General features: G+C 35.3%; 18 protein-coding genes. 2 read left to right on the top strand and 16 right to left on the bottom strand.

What is annotated here, in order from left to right; genetic code table 11:
• Window positions 1-7 precede the first annotated feature (7 nt).
• From BHF71_RS10415 to gpr, 7 genes are all read right to left on the bottom strand, one after another.
• Window positions 8-1,555 (bottom strand): TCP-1/cpn60 chaperonin family protein, encoded by a 1,548-nt coding sequence (locus BHF71_RS10415; RefSeq protein ID WP_069657571.1) that lies wholly within the window; start codon window positions 1,553-1,555, stop codon window positions 8-10.
• Between the two features lie 80 nt (window positions 1,556-1,635).
• Window positions 1,636-2,676, bottom strand: a complete 1,041-nt coding sequence (gene hrcA, locus BHF71_RS10410) for a heat-inducible transcriptional repressor HrcA (RefSeq protein ID WP_069657570.1) — start codon at window positions 2,674-2,676, stop codon at window positions 1,636-1,638.
• Between the two features lie 132 nt (window positions 2,677-2,808).
• On the bottom strand, window positions 2,809-3,951 hold the full coding sequence (hemW, locus tag BHF71_RS10405) for a radical SAM family heme chaperone HemW (RefSeq protein WP_069657569.1): 1,143 nt from the start codon (window positions 3,949-3,951) through the stop codon (window positions 2,809-2,811).
• A gap of 195 nt (window positions 3,952-4,146) precedes the next feature.
• Window positions 4,147-5,958 (bottom strand): translation elongation factor 4, encoded by a 1,812-nt coding sequence (lepA, locus tag BHF71_RS10400; RefSeq protein ID WP_069657568.1) that lies wholly within the window; start codon window positions 5,956-5,958, stop codon window positions 4,147-4,149.
• 197 nt (window positions 5,959-6,155) lie between these two features.
• A complete protein-coding gene (locus tag BHF71_RS10395; RefSeq protein ID WP_069657567.1) occupies window positions 6,156-6,500 on the bottom strand; it encodes a DUF3679 domain-containing protein in 345 nt (114 codons plus the stop codon).
• Between the two features lie 29 nt (window positions 6,501-6,529).
• Window positions 6,530-7,684, bottom strand: a complete 1,155-nt coding sequence (locus BHF71_RS10390; protein WP_069657566.1) for a stage II sporulation protein P — start codon at window positions 7,682-7,684, stop codon at window positions 6,530-6,532.
• A 78-nt stretch (window positions 7,685-7,762) separates the two neighbouring features.
• Window positions 7,763-8,815, bottom strand: a complete 1,053-nt coding sequence (gene gpr, locus BHF71_RS10385; protein ID WP_069657565.1) for a GPR endopeptidase — start codon at window positions 8,813-8,815, stop codon at window positions 7,763-7,765.
• A 242-nt stretch (window positions 8,816-9,057) separates the two neighbouring features.
• Here gpr and rpsT point away from each other — a divergent pair, with 242 nt between their 5' ends.
• Window positions 9,058-9,336, top strand: a complete 279-nt coding sequence (gene rpsT, locus BHF71_RS10380) for a 30S ribosomal protein S20 (protein ID WP_069657564.1) — start codon at window positions 9,058-9,060, stop codon at window positions 9,334-9,336.
• Window positions 9,337-9,452: 116 nt separating this feature from the next.
• A complete protein-coding gene (locus BHF71_RS10375; protein ID WP_069657563.1) occupies window positions 9,453-10,031 on the top strand; it encodes a GNAT family N-acetyltransferase in 579 nt (192 codons plus the stop codon).
• 147 nt (window positions 10,032-10,178) lie between these two features.
• Here the strand turns inward: BHF71_RS10375 and BHF71_RS10370 are convergent, their stop codons facing one another.
• The 9 genes from BHF71_RS10370 to BHF71_RS10330 form a co-directional block, all read right to left on the bottom strand.
• Window positions 10,179-11,957 carry an acyl-CoA dehydrogenase family protein gene (locus BHF71_RS10370; RefSeq protein WP_069657562.1) on the bottom strand — a complete coding sequence of 593 codons (1,779 nt, stop codon included), beginning with the start codon at window positions 11,955-11,957 and terminating at the stop codon, window positions 10,179-10,181.
• A 44-nt stretch (window positions 11,958-12,001) separates the two neighbouring features.
• The gene (locus BHF71_RS10365) at window positions 12,002-13,180 is read right to left on the bottom strand and encodes an acetyl-CoA C-acetyltransferase (protein WP_069657561.1); all 1,179 of its coding nucleotides are present in this window, start codon (window positions 13,178-13,180) and stop codon (window positions 12,002-12,004) included.
• A 15-nt stretch (window positions 13,181-13,195) separates the two neighbouring features.
• Complete coding sequence (locus tag BHF71_RS10360; protein ID WP_069657560.1) at window positions 13,196-15,598, bottom strand: 3-hydroxyacyl-CoA dehydrogenase/enoyl-CoA hydratase family protein; 2,403 nt, start codon at window positions 15,596-15,598, stop codon at window positions 13,196-13,198.
• A gap of 139 nt (window positions 15,599-15,737) precedes the next feature.
• Window positions 15,738-16,880 carry an acyl-CoA dehydrogenase gene (locus BHF71_RS10355; protein WP_069657559.1) on the bottom strand — a complete coding sequence of 381 codons (1,143 nt, stop codon included), beginning with the start codon at window positions 16,878-16,880 and terminating at the stop codon, window positions 15,738-15,740.
• Between the two features lie 50 nt (window positions 16,881-16,930).
• On the bottom strand, window positions 16,931-17,782 hold the full coding sequence (locus BHF71_RS10350) for a 3-hydroxybutyryl-CoA dehydrogenase (RefSeq protein ID WP_069657558.1): 852 nt from the start codon (window positions 17,780-17,782) through the stop codon (window positions 16,931-16,933).
• 36 nt (window positions 17,783-17,818) lie between these two features.
• Complete coding sequence (locus BHF71_RS10345; RefSeq protein ID WP_176717356.1) at window positions 17,819-18,997, bottom strand: acetyl-CoA C-acetyltransferase; 1,179 nt, start codon at window positions 18,995-18,997, stop codon at window positions 17,819-17,821.
• A gap of 17 nt (window positions 18,998-19,014) precedes the next feature.
• Window positions 19,015-21,096 (bottom strand): (Fe-S)-binding protein, encoded by a 2,082-nt coding sequence (locus BHF71_RS10340; RefSeq protein WP_069657556.1) that lies wholly within the window; start codon window positions 21,094-21,096, stop codon window positions 19,015-19,017.
• A 69-nt stretch (window positions 21,097-21,165) separates the two neighbouring features.
• Window positions 21,166-21,630 carry an acyl-CoA thioesterase gene (locus BHF71_RS10335; RefSeq protein WP_069657555.1) on the bottom strand — a complete coding sequence of 155 codons (465 nt, stop codon included), beginning with the start codon at window positions 21,628-21,630 and terminating at the stop codon, window positions 21,166-21,168.
• Window positions 21,631-21,708: 78 nt separating this feature from the next.
• Window positions 21,709-22,695 carry an electron transfer flavoprotein subunit alpha/FixB family protein gene (locus BHF71_RS10330; protein WP_069657554.1) on the bottom strand — a complete coding sequence of 329 codons (987 nt, stop codon included), beginning with the start codon at window positions 22,693-22,695 and terminating at the stop codon, window positions 21,709-21,711.

Raw genomic sequence — 22,695 nt, 5'->3', positions numbered from 1 at the left:
TCACCTCCTAATCTTGATCGTCGTCTGGACTCCTCATCTTGATTATGGTATGAATCCTTAAGATAGCTTCGGTAATTTCGGCCGCAGCATTAATCGCATGAATTTTTACCAAAGAAGGATCGATAACACCTGCTTCTTCCATATCTATCAACATTCCAGAATCAGCATCAATTCCGATTCCTTCTTTACGCTGTTCCATTTGAGCTATCATTACTTCTTCTAATTTTTCTAGTGGATTAAAACCGGCATTAAGAATAATTTGCGCCATCGGTTTTTTCAATGCTTTAGCAACCGCTAAAACTCCGAAACCTTCCATACCTCTTATTTGATCACGACGATTCTCTATCTCAGCTGCAATAAATGTTTCGATTGACCCACCACCAGGCAGATAACCTCCACGGATTGCTGCCTGAACAGATGAAGCAGCGTCTTTAGCAATCCTTTCCCTTTCTTCAACAATTTCACCTGTAGAAGCTCCTACAAGGATAGTTGCAACTGGTTTGCCTTTACCTTCAATAACCCTGGTTTTCTTTAACTTCTCATCTTCATAAACTACCTTAGCATGGCCTATGTAAGTTTTTAAATCATCCAAGACCTTATTTAAACCAGAGCGCTTGATCGTTTTAGCTCCAGTATGTTCTGCTAAACGCTTTATTTCTTCACTAGTCAAATGTTGAATAACCATTATTCCATGGTCAACACAAAATTCTTCAGCTACTGGGTCAACGCCACGATTTACTGCAATAAATTCGATACCTAATTCTGTAATTTTTTTTAAATTTTGTTTAAAAATCTCTTTGAATTCTAAATATTTGCTGAAGCCAATCTCGGTACCCAATGCTTCCTCATCAATTTCTTCAGGTTCAAAGGCATCTTGAATAACTAACACATTAACATTTTCTACTTTATCGGGCATTTGTGAGTTCATTCTTCTCTTATTTATCATTAAACCAGATATTAATTCATTCTCCGAACCTTCATGAGCAACAATCGAATCGGCCAATTTAAAATTGTCATTCAGCAATTTATCATTTCCAATAAGTTTAGCAGCCCTTACTATCAATTTTGCGATATCTTCATGCTCCCTGCCGGCAACTAAGGCAATCTGATATAAAACTGAGTAATCTTCAATAGATACCGGCCTAGCTAATTGTCGCAATAATTGTATAGCTATTTGGACTCCTTTTTTGATGCCCGATATTACTTTTGGTATCGGAACTCCCTTGTCTACTTGACTAACAGCTTCAGACAATAACTCACTTGACAAAATCGTAGCAGTAGTTGTTCCATCTCCTACTTCGTTTTGTTGGGAGCGGGCAACTTGAATTAACATTTTTGCCGCCGGATGGTTTACTTCGATTTTATTTAAAATCGTAACACCATCATTAGTTATAACAACCTTACCTGCCGTATCCACTAACATCGTATCCAAGCCCTTAGGACCAAATGTTCCTTCAACGGCAGAGGCAATTGAACGAATTGCATTTACATTAGTATGTAACGCAGCTAACTTATCTTCTATCCCTTGTCCGGCATTATTACTACTACTTTGCATTGGTAAACATCCTTTCACAGGAAACAAGGGGGTAGAATCCCCCATTTTATATTAAAGTCTCTGTAATGAATACAATTAATCTATTTATATAAACGGGTGAAAAACTGCGTAAAATCATCTGCTAAATATTCTAAAATCCTGATTACTCGACTGTAGTTCATTCGAGTAGGCCCAAAAATACCAATGGTTCCAATCGATTCTCCATCTACCTCATAAGTAGCTGTGATAACACTACAATTGCTAGCAGTTTCTAGATTATTTTCAGTTCCTATTCTAACTTCAATCCCTTTATTATTTGGTTTAATCAATTGCTTAACTTCATCGGTTCTTTCGAATAGACTAAAAATATCTTTGATAATCTCAAGATCGTTAAATTCTGGTTGGTTTAAAATGTTGGTAGCTCCGCCAACATAAACTTTGTTATCAGAATCCTGATCAAGATCTATAAATAATTGGTCGATTATCGCCATTGAACGCTCATAGTTGTTAAAATTTGTGATAAATTCTTGATAAATTTCCGATTTTATCTTAGATTTAAGTTGATATAACGGTACTCCAACCAGTTTAGAATTTAAAAAATTAACCAATCTCTCTATCTCATCAGATGAAACCCCTTTGGGGATAGTCAGAGTTTTATGCTCTACTTTTCCAGTATTAGTTACAAGAATAACAATAATACTATTATCGGCTAAAGGGATTATCTGAATATGCTTTAATTTAGTGTTAAAAATTTCTGGACCTAAAATTATACTTGTATAATTAGTAATTTCTGAGAGAATTGTTGCGGTTTGTTCAATGACTTGTTCAAACTCATTAAACTGCTCGGTAAAAATTTTTCTGATATTATTTAAAACGTCTTTAGATATTTTTATACCTTGTGGATTGATTAAATGGTCAACATAATAGCGATACCCCTTATTAGACGGGATTCTACCCGCTGAAGTATGGGGCTGGATTAAAAAACCCATCTCCTCTAAATCAGCCATTTCATTTCGGATGGTTGCAGGACTAAAACCAATATCATTTCGCTTAGCAATTGACCTTGAGCCAATCGGTTCTGCAGATTGTATATAATTATCCACAACAGCACTTAGAATTAATTTTTGTCTTTCAGAAAGCACACCATCCACCTCCAATCCCAACAGAAGACTATAAGAAAGTCTCATATTTAACCTTCATTTATTAGCACTCTTACTAAGTGAGTGCTAATATCTAATATCAAAATACCAAATTTAGCCCCGTCTTGTCAATTCCTATAATGAAATAAATTCTGCAAACACTTCATTACCATATATTAAACCCTTATCTGATAATCTTACACCTTCCTCATCTTTAACGAGTAATCCTAAAGCTACTAATTTATCGACTTGTTCATTGAATCTATCTAATAGATTTTCACCAAATAACGTTTTATATTCGCTATACTTGACACCCGATAGCATCCGCAACCCAAGCATCATTGTATCTTCTTTTTTCTCGTCTAATGGGATTAAATATTCATCTACTTTTGGTAATTTACCATCCTCAATTATTGCCTTAAAGTATTGTTTAACACCTCGGATATTTTCATGTCTTACATTGTTTATATACCCATGTGCACCTGCCCCCAATCCGTAATAATCCCCATTTCTCCAATAATTAATATTATGCATACTTTCAAAACCTGGTTTAGCAAAATTACTAATTTCGTAATGGAGATACCCATTTTTTTTCATCTTTTCGATGGTTAAAAGATACATTTGAAGTTCAATTTTTTCTGTAGGTAGGGGTAGAGCATTTTTCTCTGCTAATGTGTGAAATAAAGTGTTCTCCTCTATTTTTAATCCATAAACAGACATATGAGGTATTTCTAAATCAATGGCCTTGTCTAAACTTTCCTCTAACATTTTGATATCCTGTTTTGGAAGCCCAAACATCAAATCAATACTCAAGTTTGAAAAGCCAAACTTCCTTGCCATTTCAATACTCTTATATACATCTTTTTGATTATGAATTCTCCCTAAATATGATAACAATTCATCCTGAAAACCTTGAACTCCCATACTAATCCGATTAACCCCATATTCTGCCATTATCTTTAATTTTTCAGGGTCAAGTGTACCTGGGTTCGCTTCGATAGTAAATTCAATCTGTTCATCCATGTAGTGAAAATATTTAGATATAGAGGATAGTAAATATTCCATCTCCATGGCATTTAAAACCGTTGGCGTTCCTCCCCCAATATAAATTGTCTTTATTTTTTTGGGAGGAAATTGTTCTACTGTCATTTTCATTTCTAGTTCTAATGCTTTTAGATAGTCGCTAATATATTGATCTTGGTAAGCATAAGAATTGAAGTCGCAATAGTGACATTTTTTTACACAAAACGGAATGTGAATATATACAGCATCAGCCATTATTTGACCACCTTTTATTTTGTATAAGTGGTATTTTGTAACGTGCTCACCTTGTCCGTTTTCACTCCCAAAAGCCGCACTTATACAAAATACCACTTCAAATTTGTCTATATTAAAAAAGAAACTACAGTTCCCTAAATGATAGCAAAATCACCCTCACGGGTGACTTTGTCTAAAAGAGTTTATCTTTATATTTTAATCATCAATTTTTAATACAGCCATAAATGCCTCTTGTGGAACTTCCACCGTTCCAACGGACTTCATTCGTTTTTTACCTTCTTTTTGCTTTTCTAACAACTTTCTTTTACGGGATATGTCACCACCATAACATTTTGCCAAGACATTTTTCCGCATCGCACTAATAGTCTCTCTAGCAATTATCTTATTACCAATGGCAGCTTGGATAGGCACTTCAAACATCTGTCTAGGGATTAATTTTTTAAGTTTTTCTGCAATCTGTTTACCTCTGTAATATGCTTTATCCTTATGAGCAATAAAAGATAAGGCATCTACTTTTTCACCATTTAATAAAATATCAATCTTAACCAGTTTTGATGGTTTATATCCTATTAATTCATAATCAAAGGAAGCATAACCCTTTGTATTGGATTTTAATTGGTCAAAAAAGTCATATACGATTTCCGATAAAGGCATATGATAGGTCAAAGTTACACGATTGGTATCTAGATACTGCATATCAACATATTCTCCACGCTTACTTTGACAGATTTCCATAACAGGACCTACATAATCGTTAGGAACCATGATACTCGCCTTTACGTATGGTTCTTCAATACTTTCTATAACACTTGGTTCTGGCATTGCTGAAGGATTATCAATTGTTATCTTCTCACCATTAGTCTTATTTACCTTGTAGATTACGCTAGGTGCGGTTGTTATTAATTGAATGCCAAACTCGCGTTCAATACGTTCTTGAATGATCTCCATATGAAGTAATCCTAAAAAACCACATCTAAAACCAAAACCCAATGCTTGAGATGTTTCTGGCTCATATTTTAAAGCCGCATCGTTAAGCTCAAGTTTTTCTAAAGCTTCCCTTAAATCATTATAATCTTTACTATCTACAGGATATAAACCACAGAAAACCATCGGATTAACTTGACGATATCCCGGTAATGGCTCTTTAGCCGATCTTTTAGCATCTGTTATGGTATCTCCGACCCGCGTATCTTTCACGTTCTTGATTGACGCAACTACAAATCCAACATCTCCAACTTTCAATTCATTTATTGGAGTCATTTTAGGTTTGAATACACCAACCTCTGTTACATCAAATGTTTTCCCGGTTGACATCATTTTGATCTTCATACCAGGTCTTATCGTTCCATTTACCACGCGAATATATGTGATTACACCCTTATATGGATCATAATGAGAATCAAAAATAAGTGCTTGTAATGGTTCATCAGAAGAACCGGATGGCGCAGGTACCTTTTTGACGATCTGCTCTAAGATATCTTCAATTCCAATTCCTTCTTTAGCTGAAGCTAATACAGCGTCAGAAGCGTCTAATCCAATTACATCTTCGATCTCTTGTTTTACCCTTTCTGGCTCAGCACTGGGTAAATCAATTTTATTTACGACAGGTAAGATTTCTAAATCATTTTCTAATGCTAAATAAACATTTGCTAATGTTTGAGCTTCAATCCCTTGAGCAGCATCAACTACCAATATTGCTCCTTCACAAGCTGCTAGAGACCTTGAAACTTCATACGAAAAATCAACGTGTCCCGGCGTATCTATTAAATTTAAAACATATTCTTCCCCATCTTTTGCCTTATAATTTAAGCGAACCGCTTGCAATTTGATGGTAATTCCCCGTTCACGTTCTAATTCCATTTGGTCTAGAACTTGGTCTTCCATTTCTCTTTTTGTTAAAGCACCAGTATACTCTAGAATGCGATCAGCTAAGGTAGATTTTCCGTGGTCAATATGTGCGATAATTGAAAAATTCCTAATCTTCTTTTGTCTATCTTGATCGCTCATGATGCAACCCTCCTAAAACCGTTACAAAAATGCACTGCTTTTTATTATATCAATTATTGATTAGCGACACAATAAAGAATAGCTTTGTTTTCTGAAAAAGAACCAAAACAAACTTTTAACATATCAACAAACAAAAAAAGGGCCTAAAAACCTTTCAACCCTTTTCTTCACTAAATCCAATATCTATTATTTAACATCTATGATTTTAACAAATTTGTAAGTAACTCTAACCCCTTCCTAGTCCCTTTTTGTAAATATTCTCCCAATTCATTACCTAGAACACTTAGAAAATTAATCTTATTAATTGAAACATTATTATTTGTTGATAGCATATCTTTCTTTGGTATTTTTGAAATATAGGTTTTACCTAGAACCATCACTTCAACTTGGTTATCACCTTGTTTAATTTGAAAACTTTTGGAATTCATATCTGGACTGCCAGCCACCCGATAGATCCCTTTTTCTGCCACATTAATACCAAGTATAATTCCAAATAACAACAAAATAACTAGTACCCCAAATTGAATAGTTAATCGAAACAAAAACTCACCCCCTACAATCAATGTTTTACTCACCTAGATGGCTTTGCATTCACCTGTACAGCGTCCCAGTATACATCTGCAATTGCCCTAGCAATAGCTCGTGCTGTACGGAATTCCTCTTCGAGAGAATTATAAACTCCACCAATTTCAATAGTTATGCTGTTTGGAAAGATAGATTGGTTATACTCTCCATTCGTTCCATAAGTTTTCTCCTTTTTAAATATCCCTCTAGATAAACCAGGATATAATTTTTCTAAACTCTGATGTATTTTAAGTGCAAATTCTTCATTTTGCTTGTAATTTTTATTTGCTGTCCCAATTACAAATAGGACTGACCCATATTCTTTTCCATTGATAATTCTTGTTGTCACCTCTTTACCTGATGGACTTCCATCCCGATGAATATCAATTACAATTTGATAATCTTTATTATCTTGAAGTGCAGCTTGTACTGTTTTCAGCGAATACTTATATGACAGACTATAATTTTCTAATTCTGGCCAATAGTCCTTGGTAGACACAACTGCTCCAATCCCCAACCGTTCTAATTCCTTACCTAACTCTTGGCCAACCAAAGTGATGTTTTTAGTGGGATGAAAAGCTTCATTTATTTTTTTGGTATTTAATTCTGGTAAAAAGGACTCTCGATTATGGGTATGGTAGATAAAAACAACTTTTTTATTTTTTTCATTTGTGACTGCAACTGAACTTTGGTCCGTTTGTTCTATTGGATTTGATTCTCCATTATTTAATTGTTGTTGATTACTGACAACCTTGTTTTTTTCAGCTTCAAAAAATTCCTTTGGTGGCATTAATTCATCCCTGTATGTAACCACCTGAATAACCTCTTCATTATTTAAATTCGAAAAGGGAGGGATCTCTTTTTTTATCCAATCATCTGGAGCTAATGGTGCAAAAGAGGTCAATAGTTCTCCAAAGCCCTTTCTCTCTGTTGTTAGATCTTTATTATTAATTAAATTATGTGAAATATATGGTATTTCCATTGCAAATAAATCCATTATTTGTTCTGTAGAAAAATTCAGATAAACTGGATATAAGCTATTTATGTTATTTCTCTTAATTACTTTAGAATATTGCAACATAAAGCTACTTATTATCAAAAATAACAGGCTTGTACACAATGAAAATATTAAAAACGTTTTTAAAACAGAAGGTTGTCTCATCTTTCAATTCTTCCCCCATTTAATTGTTTCGTTATTACTATATGAAGACTTTAAATGGGTTAGAACAGTATTAACAATTTAATGGGTATATGATGAAACATTTTCCTTATCAACAGATCTATGGAGTGCCATATTTAAACCATTAGCAAGAATATTAGCCATATCTTCCATAAAAGTATCAACTTCTTTTGGAGTGACTATAAGGTTATACCCAAGCGGTGATAATACTTCATGAATTAATTGACGTTTTTCATTCTCTGTTAAGGAGCCAATTAATCCTAAAAAGTATTTTGGGTTTTCTGGATCCTTTGAAGCTTTAGTAAAGGGATTTCTTATATCCATTTGATTCTGTAAATGCTGCAACATGAAATCAATCGTATCATTTGTAATCGACACCGCATCAACCACTGTTGGAACTCCAATCGCAATAACCGGTACTCCTAAGGTTTCTTGATCTAAGGCTTTTCTTTTATTACCTATGCCAGAACCAGGATGTATTCCTGTATCCGCTACTTGAATAGTAGAATTAACCCTTTCTAATGAACGAGATGCCAAAGCATCGATGGCGATTACAAAATCAGGATCACTTTTTTCAATAATACCACTTACAATTTCACTTGTTTCAATTCCGGTTAATCCCATCACCCCAGGAGCAATCGCACTTACAGGTCTAAACCCCTCATCAATTTGATCCGGTATCAGTTCAAATAAATGTCTAGTAATTAATAAGTTTTCAACCACTTTCGGTCCCAGGGCATCGGGAGTCACGTTCCAATTTCCAAGTCCAATTACCAATGCTTTTGCATCATCGGATATTCCAAGTTGTTTTAAGTATTTATGGAATTCTTCAGCAAAAAAATATGATAATCGTTCCTGTAACTCGGTGTCATGTTGTTTTAAATTAGGGGCTTCAAAAGTTAAATAATTGCCTTTCGGTTTTCTTAGTGCTTGACTACCTTCTTCTGTAGTAACTGACATTTTACTAAAATGAATTCCATCAATATTCTGTTCTTCAATATGTACACCGGGTATTTCTCCTCCATGCTCCTCGATTGCCATTTGATGTCTTTCTAAAGCAAGATCAGTCCTTACTTGGTACCTACTTAAATCTATCTGATGAGATTGATTCATTTTATCTCCTCCAAATATCGAGTCTTAAGATTATTCTGCTACCAAATTTTCTAGTTTATTCCTAAATAATTATTGAAGAAAACCACCAAGAAACCTTGCTTTTTTCTATCCTCCATGTTAAAATATCAAATGTTGTATTTGTAATACCTACATAGTGTATGTTCAAAAGTAGTAAGTACAAAGTTCTTGAATACTTTTTGAACTACCTTAAATATATAGGTTGCACCAAGGAGGTGAAAGTAATGCCAAATATTAAGTCTGCTATTAAACGTGTTAAAACTTCTAATAAAAGAGCAGAAAGAAATAAAGCACAAAAGTCAGCACTTCGTACTGCTATTAAAAATTTCGAAGTAGCTGTTAGCAATAACGATCTTGAAGCTGCAAAGTCCGCTCTCTTGAATGCAACCAAAAAATTAGATAAAGCGGTAACTAAAGGTCTAATTCATAAAAATACGGCTGCTCGTAAGAAGTCACGCCTTTCTAAGAAATTAAATGAACTTACAAAGAGTGTAAGTGCATAAAAAAGATAAAATAACGACCCATATAGGGTCGTTTTTTATATTGTTTCATAATAAGCAAAATTGTATATAATAGACTGAGTTGAATTTTCTGAAATTATTACATAGGAGATTATCATATGTCACATATAAATGTAGCAGGACCGATAAACAACCAAACTCTAGAAAAATACAAATTTCACGAAACAATGAAATCTTTTCGACCTTCAGATAGACAACATCAAGCCTTACTGAAGATCTCTAAACTTCCCGAAGGGCGTGTGTTTGTTGCCTTAAATAAGCAACAAATCATCGGATATCTGACCCTCTCTCATTCTGATCCTATTGAAAGTTGGTCAAAAGGAAATATGTCAGATTTGCTAGAATTAGGGGTTATTGAAGTAGCTATTCCATATCGAAAGCAAAACGTTGCCAAACATTTATTAAAATTAGCTTTCCTGGATACTAACATAGAAAATTACATCGTGTTTACAACTTTGTACCATTGGCATTGGGATTTAAAAAATACAAACTTAACTATTTGGCAATACCGAAATATGATGGAAAAGTTATTCAGGACTGTAGGATTTAAAGTCTATCCAACAAATGATCCAGAAATAACTTCACACCCTGCAAATACTTTAATGGTTAGAGTTGGAAAAAATGTCCCAAAGGCTTCTGTTAATAAATTTGATTCCCTCAGATTCCAAAACAGTTAACCGAAAAAACGTTTTACACAGGTAAGAACAAAAATGCTAACGCCCCTGTTTCCAAAACTATAGTTTTCCAAACGAAAATAAAAGATTGACCTCAGAATTGATTTTTCTTCTTCTGAAATCAACCTTTTATATTTAAATCACATGATATTAAACTGTATATTTTTCAGCATCGATGATTCTCTTAGCGATCTTTCTCTTTAAGGTAACGGTATTAATAGGGGTGTTACGAGTTAGTTTTTTGTGGATAGATAGCTGAGTTTTGAGCATGTCTCCCTCTTCCATAGCTGCCAAAGTAGTTTTTGCAATATCCGCGATACGTTCAAATGCTTCCTGAACATATACTTGAGTCATATCTAATTTTAGTTCTTCTTTTTCTATACTAGATCTTCCGATAGCTTTAAGTGTTCTTAAGATTGCACTTTCCATAGCATATATCTCAATTATCATATCGGAAATATTTTTTAAGATTTCTTGTTCACTTTCTATCTCTTTTTGATACTTTTGAACTGCTAATCCAGCTACCATTAAGAATAGCTTCTTACTCATGCTTAAAAGATTCTTTTCTTTACTTAATGGCGCATCATCTGGCATAAATGGCATCAAAGTCATTAATTCCTTTTGCAAACGTTCAGCCGCTGCAAGTAATGGAATTTCTCCCTTCATTGCTTTACGCAATAAGGTTGCTGGGATCAATAAGCGATTGATTTCATTTGTTCCTTCAAAGATTCGGTTAATACGAGAATCCCTGTAAGCTCTTTCTACTTCATACTCCTCAATAAAACCGTATCCACCATGGATTTGAACTCCTTCGTCCGCTACAAAATCAAAGGATTCTGAACCATAAACCTTATTGATTGAACACTCGATTGCGTATTCTGCAATTCCACTAGCTACTTTACGCCCTTCGTCTTCCTTATCACCTTCTAAACTACTTAATATATCTTCGATTAGACCACCAGTACGATAGATCATTGATTCATTAACATAAGTGGTAATTGCCATATCTGCTAGTTTTTCTTGAATTAATCTGAAGCTAGCAATAGGTACTTTGAATTGTTTTCTTTCCTTAGCGTACTTAGTAGCTAATTCAATTACCCTTTTTGAAGATCCAACAGTACCTACACCTAACTTATAACGACCGATATTTAGAATGTTAAATGCGATTACGTGACCTCTTCCAATTTCCCCTAAAACGTTTTCTACGGGGACTTTTACATCTTCTAAAATCAACGGACGAGTAGATGATCCTCTGATCCCCATCTTTTTTTCTTCCGGCCCTACGGATACTCCTTCAAACTCCCTTTCAACGATAAATGCAGTGAACTTCTCGCCATCTACTTTTGCATAAACAACAAAAATGTCTGCAAATCCAGCATTGGTGATGAATTGCTTAGTACCATTTAAAATATAATATTTTCCATCCTCACTTAAAACAGCGGTTGTTTTAGCACCTAATGCGTCTGAACCTGAAGATGGTTCTGTTAAAGCATATGCAGCAATTTTTTCGCCAGTCGCTAAGGCTGGTAAATATTTTTGACGTTGCTCTTCATTACCGAAAAATACGATAGGTAATGAACCAATACCAACATGAGCTCCATGAGCTAGCGCAAATGAACCCGACTTACCAAAGTTTTCAGTGATCAATGATGAACTAATCTTATCTAAACCAATTCCACCATACTCTTCTGGTACATCTACACCAAGTAAACCTAGCTCTCCTGCTTCTTTTAGCTTGCCAACGATGAAATCATAATCTTTATTTTCAACAGCTTCAATGTTAGGGATTATTTCACCTTCAACAAAGTCGGAAGTTGTCTTCGCAATCATCTTGTGTTCATCTGTGAAATCTTCAGGAGTAAAAATATCCTCCGGTTGTAATTCGTCGATTAAGAAGCTTCCACCTTTAATAATCCTCTTCTCTTCCATTATTTCCCCTCCGATTGGTTTAATATTTTATTTTATTTAATAACTTACAATATTTCAAAAATTCCAGCAGCACCCATACCTCCACCGATACACATGGATACTACACCATATCTTCCATCACGTCTTTTCAATTCATTGAGTAGACTTACTGTTAATTTTGCACCAGTACATCCTAACGGATGTCCTAAAGCAATCGCTCCACCATTAACGTTAACTTTTTCAGGATCAATTCCTAATTCCTTTACAACATATACTGCCTGAGAAGCAAAAGCTTCATTAATTTCAAATAAATCAATATCATCCATTGTTAAGTTTGCTAATTTCAATGCTTTTGGAATAGCTTCCTTTGGACCGATTCCCATAATATCTGGTTCAACCCCTGCAACTGCATAAGTTACGAAACGAGCAATTGGTTTTAATCCCAATTCTTCTGCTTTCTCTCTAGACATCACCATTACTGCTGCTGCACCATCACTTGTCTGAGAAGAGTTTCCTGCAGTAACTGTTCCATTAACTCTAAATACTGGCTTTAGTTTTGCTAAAGCTTCTAAAGAGGTATCTGGTCTGACTCCTTCATCAGTATCAAAGACTAATTCTTCAGTTACAACTTTTCCCTCTTCGTTTAGATAATTTTTCTTAATTTTTACAGGAACGATTTCATCTTTAAACTTTCCTTCTTTAATAGCTTTTGCAGCTTTTTGATGACTTCTTAAAGCAAACTTATCTTGCTCTTCACGAGATATATTAAACTTTTTTGCAACTTCTTCTGCTGTTATTCCCATTGACATATATGCTTGAGGCATATTCTCCATTAACCAAGGATTAGGAGCGGGTTTGTTTCCTCCCATTGGAATCATACTCATGCTTTCTATTCCACCGGCTATTATTACATCAGCGTTACCTACCATTATTCTTTCAGCAGCGATAGCAATTGTTTGTAAACCTGATGAACAATAGCGATTCACTGTCATACCAGGTACACTTACGGGTAATCCAGCCCTAAGAGCAATATTTCGAGCAACATTCATTCCCTGCTCTCCTTCTGGGAATGCACAACCCATAATTACATCATCTATATCATTAAGATCTAATCCTTTTGATCTGTTTAATAATTCCTCAATTACTACCGCGCCTAAATCGTCAGGACGAGTATTTTTCAGCGTACCTTTTGGTGCTTTTCCTACTGCTGTACGCACTCCAGCTACAATAACCGCTTCTCTCATCTAATAATCCCCCTTTTAATTTCTTAATGGTTTACCTTTTAACAACATGTGTTGCATTCGTTGTTGGGTCTTTGGTTCACCTAATAAGCTTAAAAATGCTTCTCTTTCTAGATCTAATAAGTATTGCTCTGTCACCATAGTATTAGCAGGGACATTACCACCAGATAAGATAAAAGCTAATTTTTCAGCAATTTTTTGATCGTGTTCAGAGATATAACCACTTTCTCTGAATGTATAAGTACCTAATCGTAAAGTATTATATCCTGTTTCTCCAACAACCCTTATCTTCTTAGAACGAGGAGCTTGGTAACCCATAGAATCTAAAGCTAAGACAGCTTTCTTAGCCTCATATAGTTGATGATCCTTATTTACAGAAATCCGATCGGTTTTACGTAAATATCCTAGGTTTTGTGCTTCTCTAGCACTGGTTGAAACCTTGGCCATTGCAATTGTTTCAAAGGCACGATTTACGAATGGTTGAAGGTCAATTTTCATATCATCAGGAATTCCTTCTAAGTTACGATATAGTAATTCTTTTGTTCCGCCTCCCGCAGGAATTAAACCTACACCTACTTCTACTAGTCCCATGTATGTTTCCGCTGCCGCTTGTACCAAGTCGGCTCCGAAAGTAATTTCAGTTCCACCGCCGAGGGTCATAGCATATGGAGCAGCTACAACCGGTTTATCCATATATTTTAATTTCATGCTGGCATTTTGGAACATCTTAACTATTAAGTTTAGCTCATCCCAGTTTTCATCTTCTGCTTCCATAAGGATTAGCATCAAGTTCGCACCAACACAAAAATTCTTCGATTGACTTCCAATCACTAGACCTCGATAATTCTTAGACACCTCTTCAACACTTTTATCGACCATTTGCATAAAATCAAGTCCAATTGCACTATTAGGTGAATGGAAATCTAGTAACGCTACATCATCACCCATGTCTATTAAACTAGCACCAGCATTGGAAAAAATGACGCGATTTTGTTCCCTTAATTCATCAATATTGATAATCTGTTGGTTTGGCACTATCTCCTCATTTTCACCCTTGATTGAGAAATAGAACTTTTTAGTTTCAACCTTTTCGTAGAAACTTTTCTTACCATTTTCTAAAAGTTTTGTTACAAATTCCGGTATATCCTCTCCTTCTTCTTTCATCCTGACAACAGATTTTTCAACTCCGATCGCATCCCAAATCTCAAAAGGACCTAATTCCCAGTTAAATCCCCATTTCATAGCATTATCTATATTTACGATATCATCCGAAATCTCACCTAATTTATTTGCTGAATAAAGTAATACTTTCTTTAAAGTATTCCATGCAAAAATACTTGCATTATCTTTGCCGTAAATAAGTGTTTTCAATTTATCTTTTAATGTTTTTCCTTGTTTAGCCATTTCAATGGATGGCGATTTTAGTTTGATCTTTGGTACATATTCCATTGTTTTGTAATCTAAAACTAATATTTCCTTACCTTTGTCAGTTTTGACCTTTTTATAGAAACCTTGCCTGTTTTTATCACCAATTAAGCCTTTATCAACCATCTCATGGACGAAACTTGGCATCATAAATGTTGCCTTTTCTTTTTCATCATCAGTATTGTTCACAACATTATTTGCAACGTGAACAAAAGTATCTAATCCAACCATGTCTAAAGTTCGGAAAGATGCACTTTTTGGCCGTCCCATTAATGGACCAGTAATCGTATCAACTTCATCCACCCTTAGCCCCATCTTTTCCATTTCATGGATTGTAACCATCAGTCCGTAAGTACCAATTCTATTAGCAATAAAGTTAGGAGTATCTTTTGCTAAAACAACTCCTTTACCTAAAACCTTTTCGCCAAATTCCATCATGAATTCCAAGATTTCTGGATCTGTTTCTTTTGCAGGGATAATTTCTAATAATTTCATATATCTAGGTGGATTAAAGAAATGAGTTCCTAAGAAATGTCTTTTGAATTCCTCTGATCTTCCAGCGATCATTTCGTTAATAGAAACGCCAGAAGTATTGGAACTAACGATTGAACCTGGTTTTCGATATTTTTCAACAGTTTCAAATAATTTCTTTTTGATCTCTAAATTTTCAATTACAACTTCGATAATCCAATCTGCTTCAGAAAGGTAATGCAAATGATCCTCTAAATTACCAATTGTAATTAAATCAGCATCTTCCTTTCGATAAAGAGGCGCTGGTTTAGCTTTAACCAATGCTTTCTTAGCATTAGCAGCTATACGATTTCTTACAACATCATCCTCTAGTTTTAAACCTCTTTTTTCTTCTTCAGGAGTTAGCTTGTTGGGTACAATATCCAGCATATACGTTGGAATCCCTACATTAGCCAAATGTGCCGCTATACCTGCCCCCATAACCCCTGAACCTATAACAGCAGCTTTTTTAATCTTTCTTTTCATAAACAAACCTCCTATCCTGTATTTTTCTGAAAATTCAGCATTCATTTCAATAGCATTAAGATTGTGAAAAGGGAAAAATTAGATTATACTCTGATGGGAATTTCACCCATCAGAGTTAAATTTATGTGAAGTTATATTATTACTCATTTAATAATTGTTTTGCGATTACAATTCGTTGGATTTGATTTGTTCCTTCATAAATTTGGGTAACCTTGGCATCTCTAAACAATCTCTCTACTGGATAATCTCGTGTATAGCCATATCCTCCAAATATTTGGACGGCTTCGGTTGTAACTTCCATCGCTGTATCAGATGCAAATTTTTTCGCCATTGAAGCTAATTTTGTTGTTTTTCCACCATTTTGACGAACCATTGCAGCGTTATATACCAATAATTCAGCCGCTCTAATTTTTGTAGCCATATCTGCTAACTTAAATTGAATTGCCTGTTGTTTTGCGATTGGCTTACCAAATTGAACTCGCTCTTTCGCATATTCAATTGAAGCTTCTAAAGCTGCTTTAGCAATTCCTAAAGCTTGAGCGCCAATCCCAATACGCCCTCCATCAAGATTAGACATAGCAATTTTGAATCCTTCACCTTCTGCACCAAGTAAATTCTCGACCGGAACTTTTGCTTGATCAAAATGAAGCATCGCTGTGTTTGAACCATTTAACCCCATTTTTTTCTCTTTCTTACCAACGGAAAATCCAGGAGTATCTTTTTCTACGATAAAAGCAGAAATCCCCTTAACTCCCTTTGATGAATCTGTCACAGCAAAGGTTATATAAACTTCAGCTATTCCAGCATTTGTAATGAAAACCTTGGTCCCATTTAAGATATAATAATCTCCTTGTTTAATAGCCGTCGTCTTTATACTTGCCGCATCTGAACCCGCACTTGGTTCAGTGAGTGCAAAAGCTCCAATTATTTCTCCACTAGCTAAACGGGGAATATATTTCTCTTTTTGCTCTTTTGTTCCAAAATTCAAAATTGGCAAAGTTCCTACGGAAGTATGAACAGCTAAACTTACTCCGATGGCGGCACTAGCTTTGGATATTTCTTCGATGGTAGAAATATACGATACAAAATCTGCACCGACTCCACCCCATTCCTCAGGAATAGGAATACCTAGCAACCCAAGCTTCCCCATTTTTTTAACGATTTCAATAGGGTACTCATCTTTCTCATCAATATCTTTTGCAACTGGAGCTATCTCATTTTCAGCAAAATCCCGAACCATTTGTCTAATCATGTTTTGCTCATCAGTAAACTTAAGTTCCATAATTTCTCCCCTATTCACAAAACCTTTAAGTGATTATTAAAGCACAAAAATTATTCATATACGTAGAACCCACGTCCAGTTTTTCTTCCTAACCAACCAGCTTTGACATATTTTCTTAACAGTGGACAAGGACGATATTTTGAATCCCCTAATCCTTCATGTAATATTTCCATAATTGATAAACACGTGTCTAATCCAATAAAATCAGCCAATTCCAATGGACCCATAGGATGGTTCATTCCTAATTTCATTACTTGGTCAATTGCTTCAGGGGTAGCCACTCCTTCATAAACAGCATAAATAGCTTCATTAATCATTGGAAGTAAAATTCTATTTGATACAAATCCAGGAAAATCATTAACTTCAACAGGAGTTTTACCCATTTGTTTAGCTAATTCTTCAACTACTTGATACACTTCATCTGTTGTAGCTAATCCACGAATGACTTCTACTAATTTCATTACTGGAACAGGGTTCATGAAATGCATTCCAATGACCTGTTCAGGTCTGTCAGTAACTGCTGCAATTTCTGTTATCGGTAAAGAAGAAGTATTACTAGCAAGAATAACTTCTTTAGAAGTTACTTTATCTAATGTTTTAAATATCTTAGATTTGATCTCCATGTTTTCAGAAGCAGCTTCTATAACAAAGTCTGCCTCTTTTGCATCTTCCAAGTTTACAGTCAGCTTGATCCTAGAAAGAATATCTTCTTTTTCTTGTTCTGTGATTCTCCCTTTACTAACATTTCGAGTTAGATTTTTGTTTATGGTATTAAATCCTTTATTAACAAATTCATCTTTAATATCATGCAGTATTACTTGGTAACCCGTTTGAGCAGCCACTTGCGCAATACCACTTCCCATTTGTCCGGCTCCAACAACCATTATTGTTTTTATATCCATCCTCTCTCCCCTTTCTTTTTTAGAATCAATGCCACGTCAATCAACCTTAACTAAAATCGCGTCACCTTGGGCAGAGCCACTACAAATTGCCGCTATTCCTAGACCTCCGCCTCTTCTGCGTAATTCGAATATTAAAGTCATTAGAATCCTTGCACCACTAGCTCCAATCGGATGTCCTAATGCTACGGCCCCTCCATTAACATTTACTTTTTCTAGGTCGTAATCTACTATTTTCTTACTGGTTAAGACTACTGATGCAAATGCTTCGTTAATTTCAAATAAATCTATCTGATCTAACTTATATCCCGTCTTATTTAATAGTTTTTTAATAGCGAATCCTGGTGCCGTTGCAATATAAGGTGCCTCTAAACCAACTTCTGCATGCCCTAAAATGGTTGCTAACGGCTTAATTCCTGAATTTTCTGCCTTTTCACCGGACATAAGAACAAGAGCTCCCGCTCCATCGTTAATACCTGGAGCATTTCCGGCTGTAATCGTTCCATCCTTTGCGAATACTGGAGGCAATTTAGATAGTTTTGCTAAATCTGTATCTCTTCTAGGTGCTTCATCTGTGTCAACTATAATTTCAGCTTTTTTCGTTTTTACAGTAACCGGAATGATTTCTTCAGCCAATTTACCATTGTCGATAGCTGCGATTGCTCGCTGATGACTTCTTAAAGCCCATTCATCCTGATCCTGGCGGGAAATGCCATATTCTTTGGCAACGTTACTACCATGAACAGCCATATGAACATTTTCAAATGAACAAGTTAATCCGTCATATACCATCAAATCCTGCAACTCGCCATTTCCCATCTTCAAACCAAATCTAACATTAGGTAAGGCATAAGGAGCATTACTCATGCTCTCCATACCACCGGCAACAATTACATCAGCATCACCACTTCGGATGATTTGATCGCCTAGGGTAACACTACGTAAACCTGATGCACAAACCTTATTAATAGTTTCTGTAGGAACATTCCAATCTAGCCCAGCCTTTCTAGCTGCTTGCCTAGATGGGATTTGACCCGCACCACCTTGTAAAACCATTCCCATGATTACTTCATCAATTTGATCATCCTTAATATTTCCCCGATTAATTGCTTCACGGATCGCAATTCCACCTAAGTCAGCAGCCGATAAACTCTTCAAAGCTCCACCCAATTTACCAAATGGAGTTCTAGCCCCACTGACAATAACTGTTTTTCTCAATTTTCCTTCTCCTCTCATCAAAGGGATTTTTCTAATAATTCCACAACATCTAAAGTATTAACTTCTTCCTCAACGCCTTTCGCCTTTGTTCCATCTGACATCATTGTTAAACAGTATGGACATGCAGTTGCAATCGTATCAGGGTTACAAGACAACGCTTGTTCAGTTCGTAAGATATTTATTCTAGTTCCTTCCTTTTCTTCTAACCACATCATCCCTCCGCCTGCACCGCAACACATTGCATCTTGTCTATTTCTTTCCATCTCTTTAAGTTCGATTCCCGGAATTGAATTCAGAATTAGGCGCGGTGCATCATAAATGTCGTTATAACGTCCTAGATAACAGGAATCGTGGTAAGTAATGGTCTCTTTAACCTCTTTTTCCGGTTTAATCCTACCCTCTTCAATCAATTTTGCTAAAATTTCTGTATGATGATATACTTCCGCTTCTAATCCAAATTCAGGATATTCATTTTTAAAGGTGTTATAGGCATGAGGGTCAATAGTTATTATTTTTTTAACATCATATTTTCGGAAATTGGATATATTTTCTATAGCCAATTCTTGATATAAATATTCGTTACCTAAACGTCTTACAGAATCTCCTGAGTTTTTTTCGTCATTTCCTAATATTGCAAACTTAATTCCTGCCTTGGAAAGCACCCTAACCAATGATTGAGTAATCTTTTTACTACGATTATCAAATGAACCCATAGAACCTACAAATAATAAATATTCAAATTCATCAGTTTCTTTTACGGTAGGAACTTTTACGTCTTCTATTTCATCTCTCCAATTAATACGTTCTTTTCGGTTAATACCCCATGGATTACTTTGACGTTCAATATTATTAAATGTACGTGTAACTTCAGGCCTCATTTCACCCATTGTTAGAACAAGGTATCTTCTGAGGTCGATTATTTTTTGAACGTGTTCATTGGAAACAGGACATTGATCTTCACAGTTACGACAAGTTGTACATGCCCAAATTTCTTGCTCAGTGATTACTTCGCCAATTAAATTAAGCTCGGCTCCAATATTTGATTCCAACGCATTTGCACCATCAGTAGCTACTGCAGCTTCTTGGCGTGCTGTAGCAATCGGATAATTACGCGGTGTTTTAAATATGTTTCCCGGTGCCCATGGAACAGTATTAGGTGCTATTACGCTTCCTTTGTCTGTTAAATGATCTCGTAACTTTATGATTAACTCTCTTGGTGATAAAGTCTTGCCAGAAGCAGTAGCAGGACACATTGAAGTACAACGTCCACATTCAACACATGCATATAAATCTATCAACTGTTTTTGAGTAAAATCTTCTATCTTACCTACGCCAAATTCTTCTTGTTCTTCATCTTCAAAGTCAATCGACGATAACTTTCCAGGAGAATGTAAGCGCTTCAGGTAACTGTTAATAATCGCAAATATTTCATGAGCTTGCTTATGTTGTGGTAAATAAATCAAATATCCCAATATGATTAATAAATGTGACCACCAACCGATATAAAAGATCACATATGCAGTAGTTTCCGAAACCCCTTCAAACAGCCAAAAGAAAAGGGTTGATAAAGGCTTATAAACTGAAGGCTCTTCGTTGAATAAAACCATCTCAACTCCGCCCGTAACAACTATTGAAAGCATTAAAAATCCAAGAAACCAATACACCAGCCCCGCACGAAATGTTTGTTGTAAACGAGGTAGTTTCTCGATATATCTACGATATGTTGCGTATATAACAGCTAAAATTACCAATCCAACCAAAATTTCCTGGGAAAGTGTAAAGAAATTATAATATGGTACAGGAAGTTCGAACCCATGGACAAAACCTTTTATTATTAGCTCGATTGTACCAGCTTGCACGAGTATCGCTCCATAAAAGAAGATAACGTGCATAATACCACTTTTCTTGTCTTTCAATAATTTTTTTTGTCCTATGACTAAAGACAAAATATTTTTTAATCGTGCCTTGGTGTTTTTTTCTAATTTCTCTGGTTTTCCTAACTTAATATAAGTAATACGAGCATGAATGACTTTATAAAAAACCCATAGAGCATAGGCTGTTACAACTAAAAATGCAATAAAATTCAAATAATACAGCATTATCTCTCCACCCCCATCTATACAAGCTAAAATAATTAGAACCCCATCATTCTCATTAATGGTGATTTGCTAATTAATTTTTTCATATTCTACAATTTTCTCTTTGATAAACGCTGGTAAAGCCTCGCTCTTACCAGTTTGTTTGTTGATATGAACGATCGTTCCTTTTCCAACTGCTGCTAAAATCCCCTTCTTCTTATCTTTAATCGCATATTCTAAATCAAAACTACTCTTCCCCATTCTTGCTATTCGAACATATACATCTATTAATTGTCCATAATGTAACTGAGATAAATAATGACATTCTAGATTTGCTGTGACTATTAGATTATTTGGTGACTTCATTAATTCATCTACCAACCCTAAGTGTTCTAAATAATCCAACCTAGCTTGTTCAAAATAGGTAAAATAACTTACATTGTTTACATGCCCATAAGCATCTGTCTCACTAAACCGAATTTTTATAGTTGTTGAAAATCGAAAACCTTGTAACCAATAATTAATATCTGATTTTATGAATTCAGGGTATCCCATAATCTATCATCAATCCTTCTGATACGAAATTTCGATAAAAAAGAGCCTCACCATAGAAAGGGAGACTCTATTGGTGATCTACGCACTTTCACTCTTTAGTTTCTTAACTTCCTCAACTAACATCGGAAGTACTTCGAATAAATCGCCTACAATTCCATAATCGGCAACTTGGAAAATAGGAGCCTCGGGGTCCTTATTTACTGCCACGATTATTTTTGAATTAGACATACCAGCTAGATGCTGAATAGCTCCTGAAATACCTAATGCAATATATAGGTCAGGAGTAACTACTTTACCTGTTTGACCAACCTGCAAAGAATAATCAGCATATCCTTCATCACAAGCACTACGTGAAGCACCAACTGCAGCATTTAATAACTCAGCAAGTTCATATAATTTCTCAAAGCCTTCTTTACTTTTCGTTCCTCGTCCACCTGATATAACAATATTAGCTTCAGTTAGGTCGACGCCTTTACTCGCCTTTCTAAGGACATCCTTAATTTGAACCCTCAAGGATGATTCTGATGGAGTATATGATAATTCGATCATTTCAGCAGTCCTAGATGAATCTGGTTCACCCATGGAAATATTATTCGGACGAATTGTTGCTAAAATGATATCATCTTTTGATACCTTTTTAACAAACGCTTTGCCTGCATATATAGGACGAGTAAATACGATTTTACCATCTACTAAATCCACTGCTGTACAATCCGAAATCATTCCCACTTCAAGAGCTTGAGCAATCTTTGGCGCAAAATCTCTACCATTTGCTGTATGCCCTATTAAAATAACATCTGGCTTAAATTCATTAACTACTTGCATAAACGCTTCTTTATATATTTCGATCAAATATTGATCCAATGAAGAATGATCTAACACATATACTTTATCGGCACCATGATGTGCTAAAATGTCAACAAACTGACTACTCTGTGTCCCAAAAACCGTAGCTGCGATCTCTCCGCCTTCCGCCACCAATTTTGCTACAGAAAGTGCTTCTAAGGAAACATTTCTTAATCGTCCTTCTCTTCCTTCTGCAAATACTAATACTTTTTTACTCAC

This window comes from Vulcanibacillus modesticaldus (assembly GCF_001730235.1).
GTDB lineage: Bacteria > Bacillota > Bacilli > Tepidibacillales > Tepidibacillaceae > Vulcanibacillus > Vulcanibacillus modesticaldus.
Note: the sequence above shows the minus strand (reverse complement) of the source record. Positions and strands in the feature narration are given on the sequence as shown.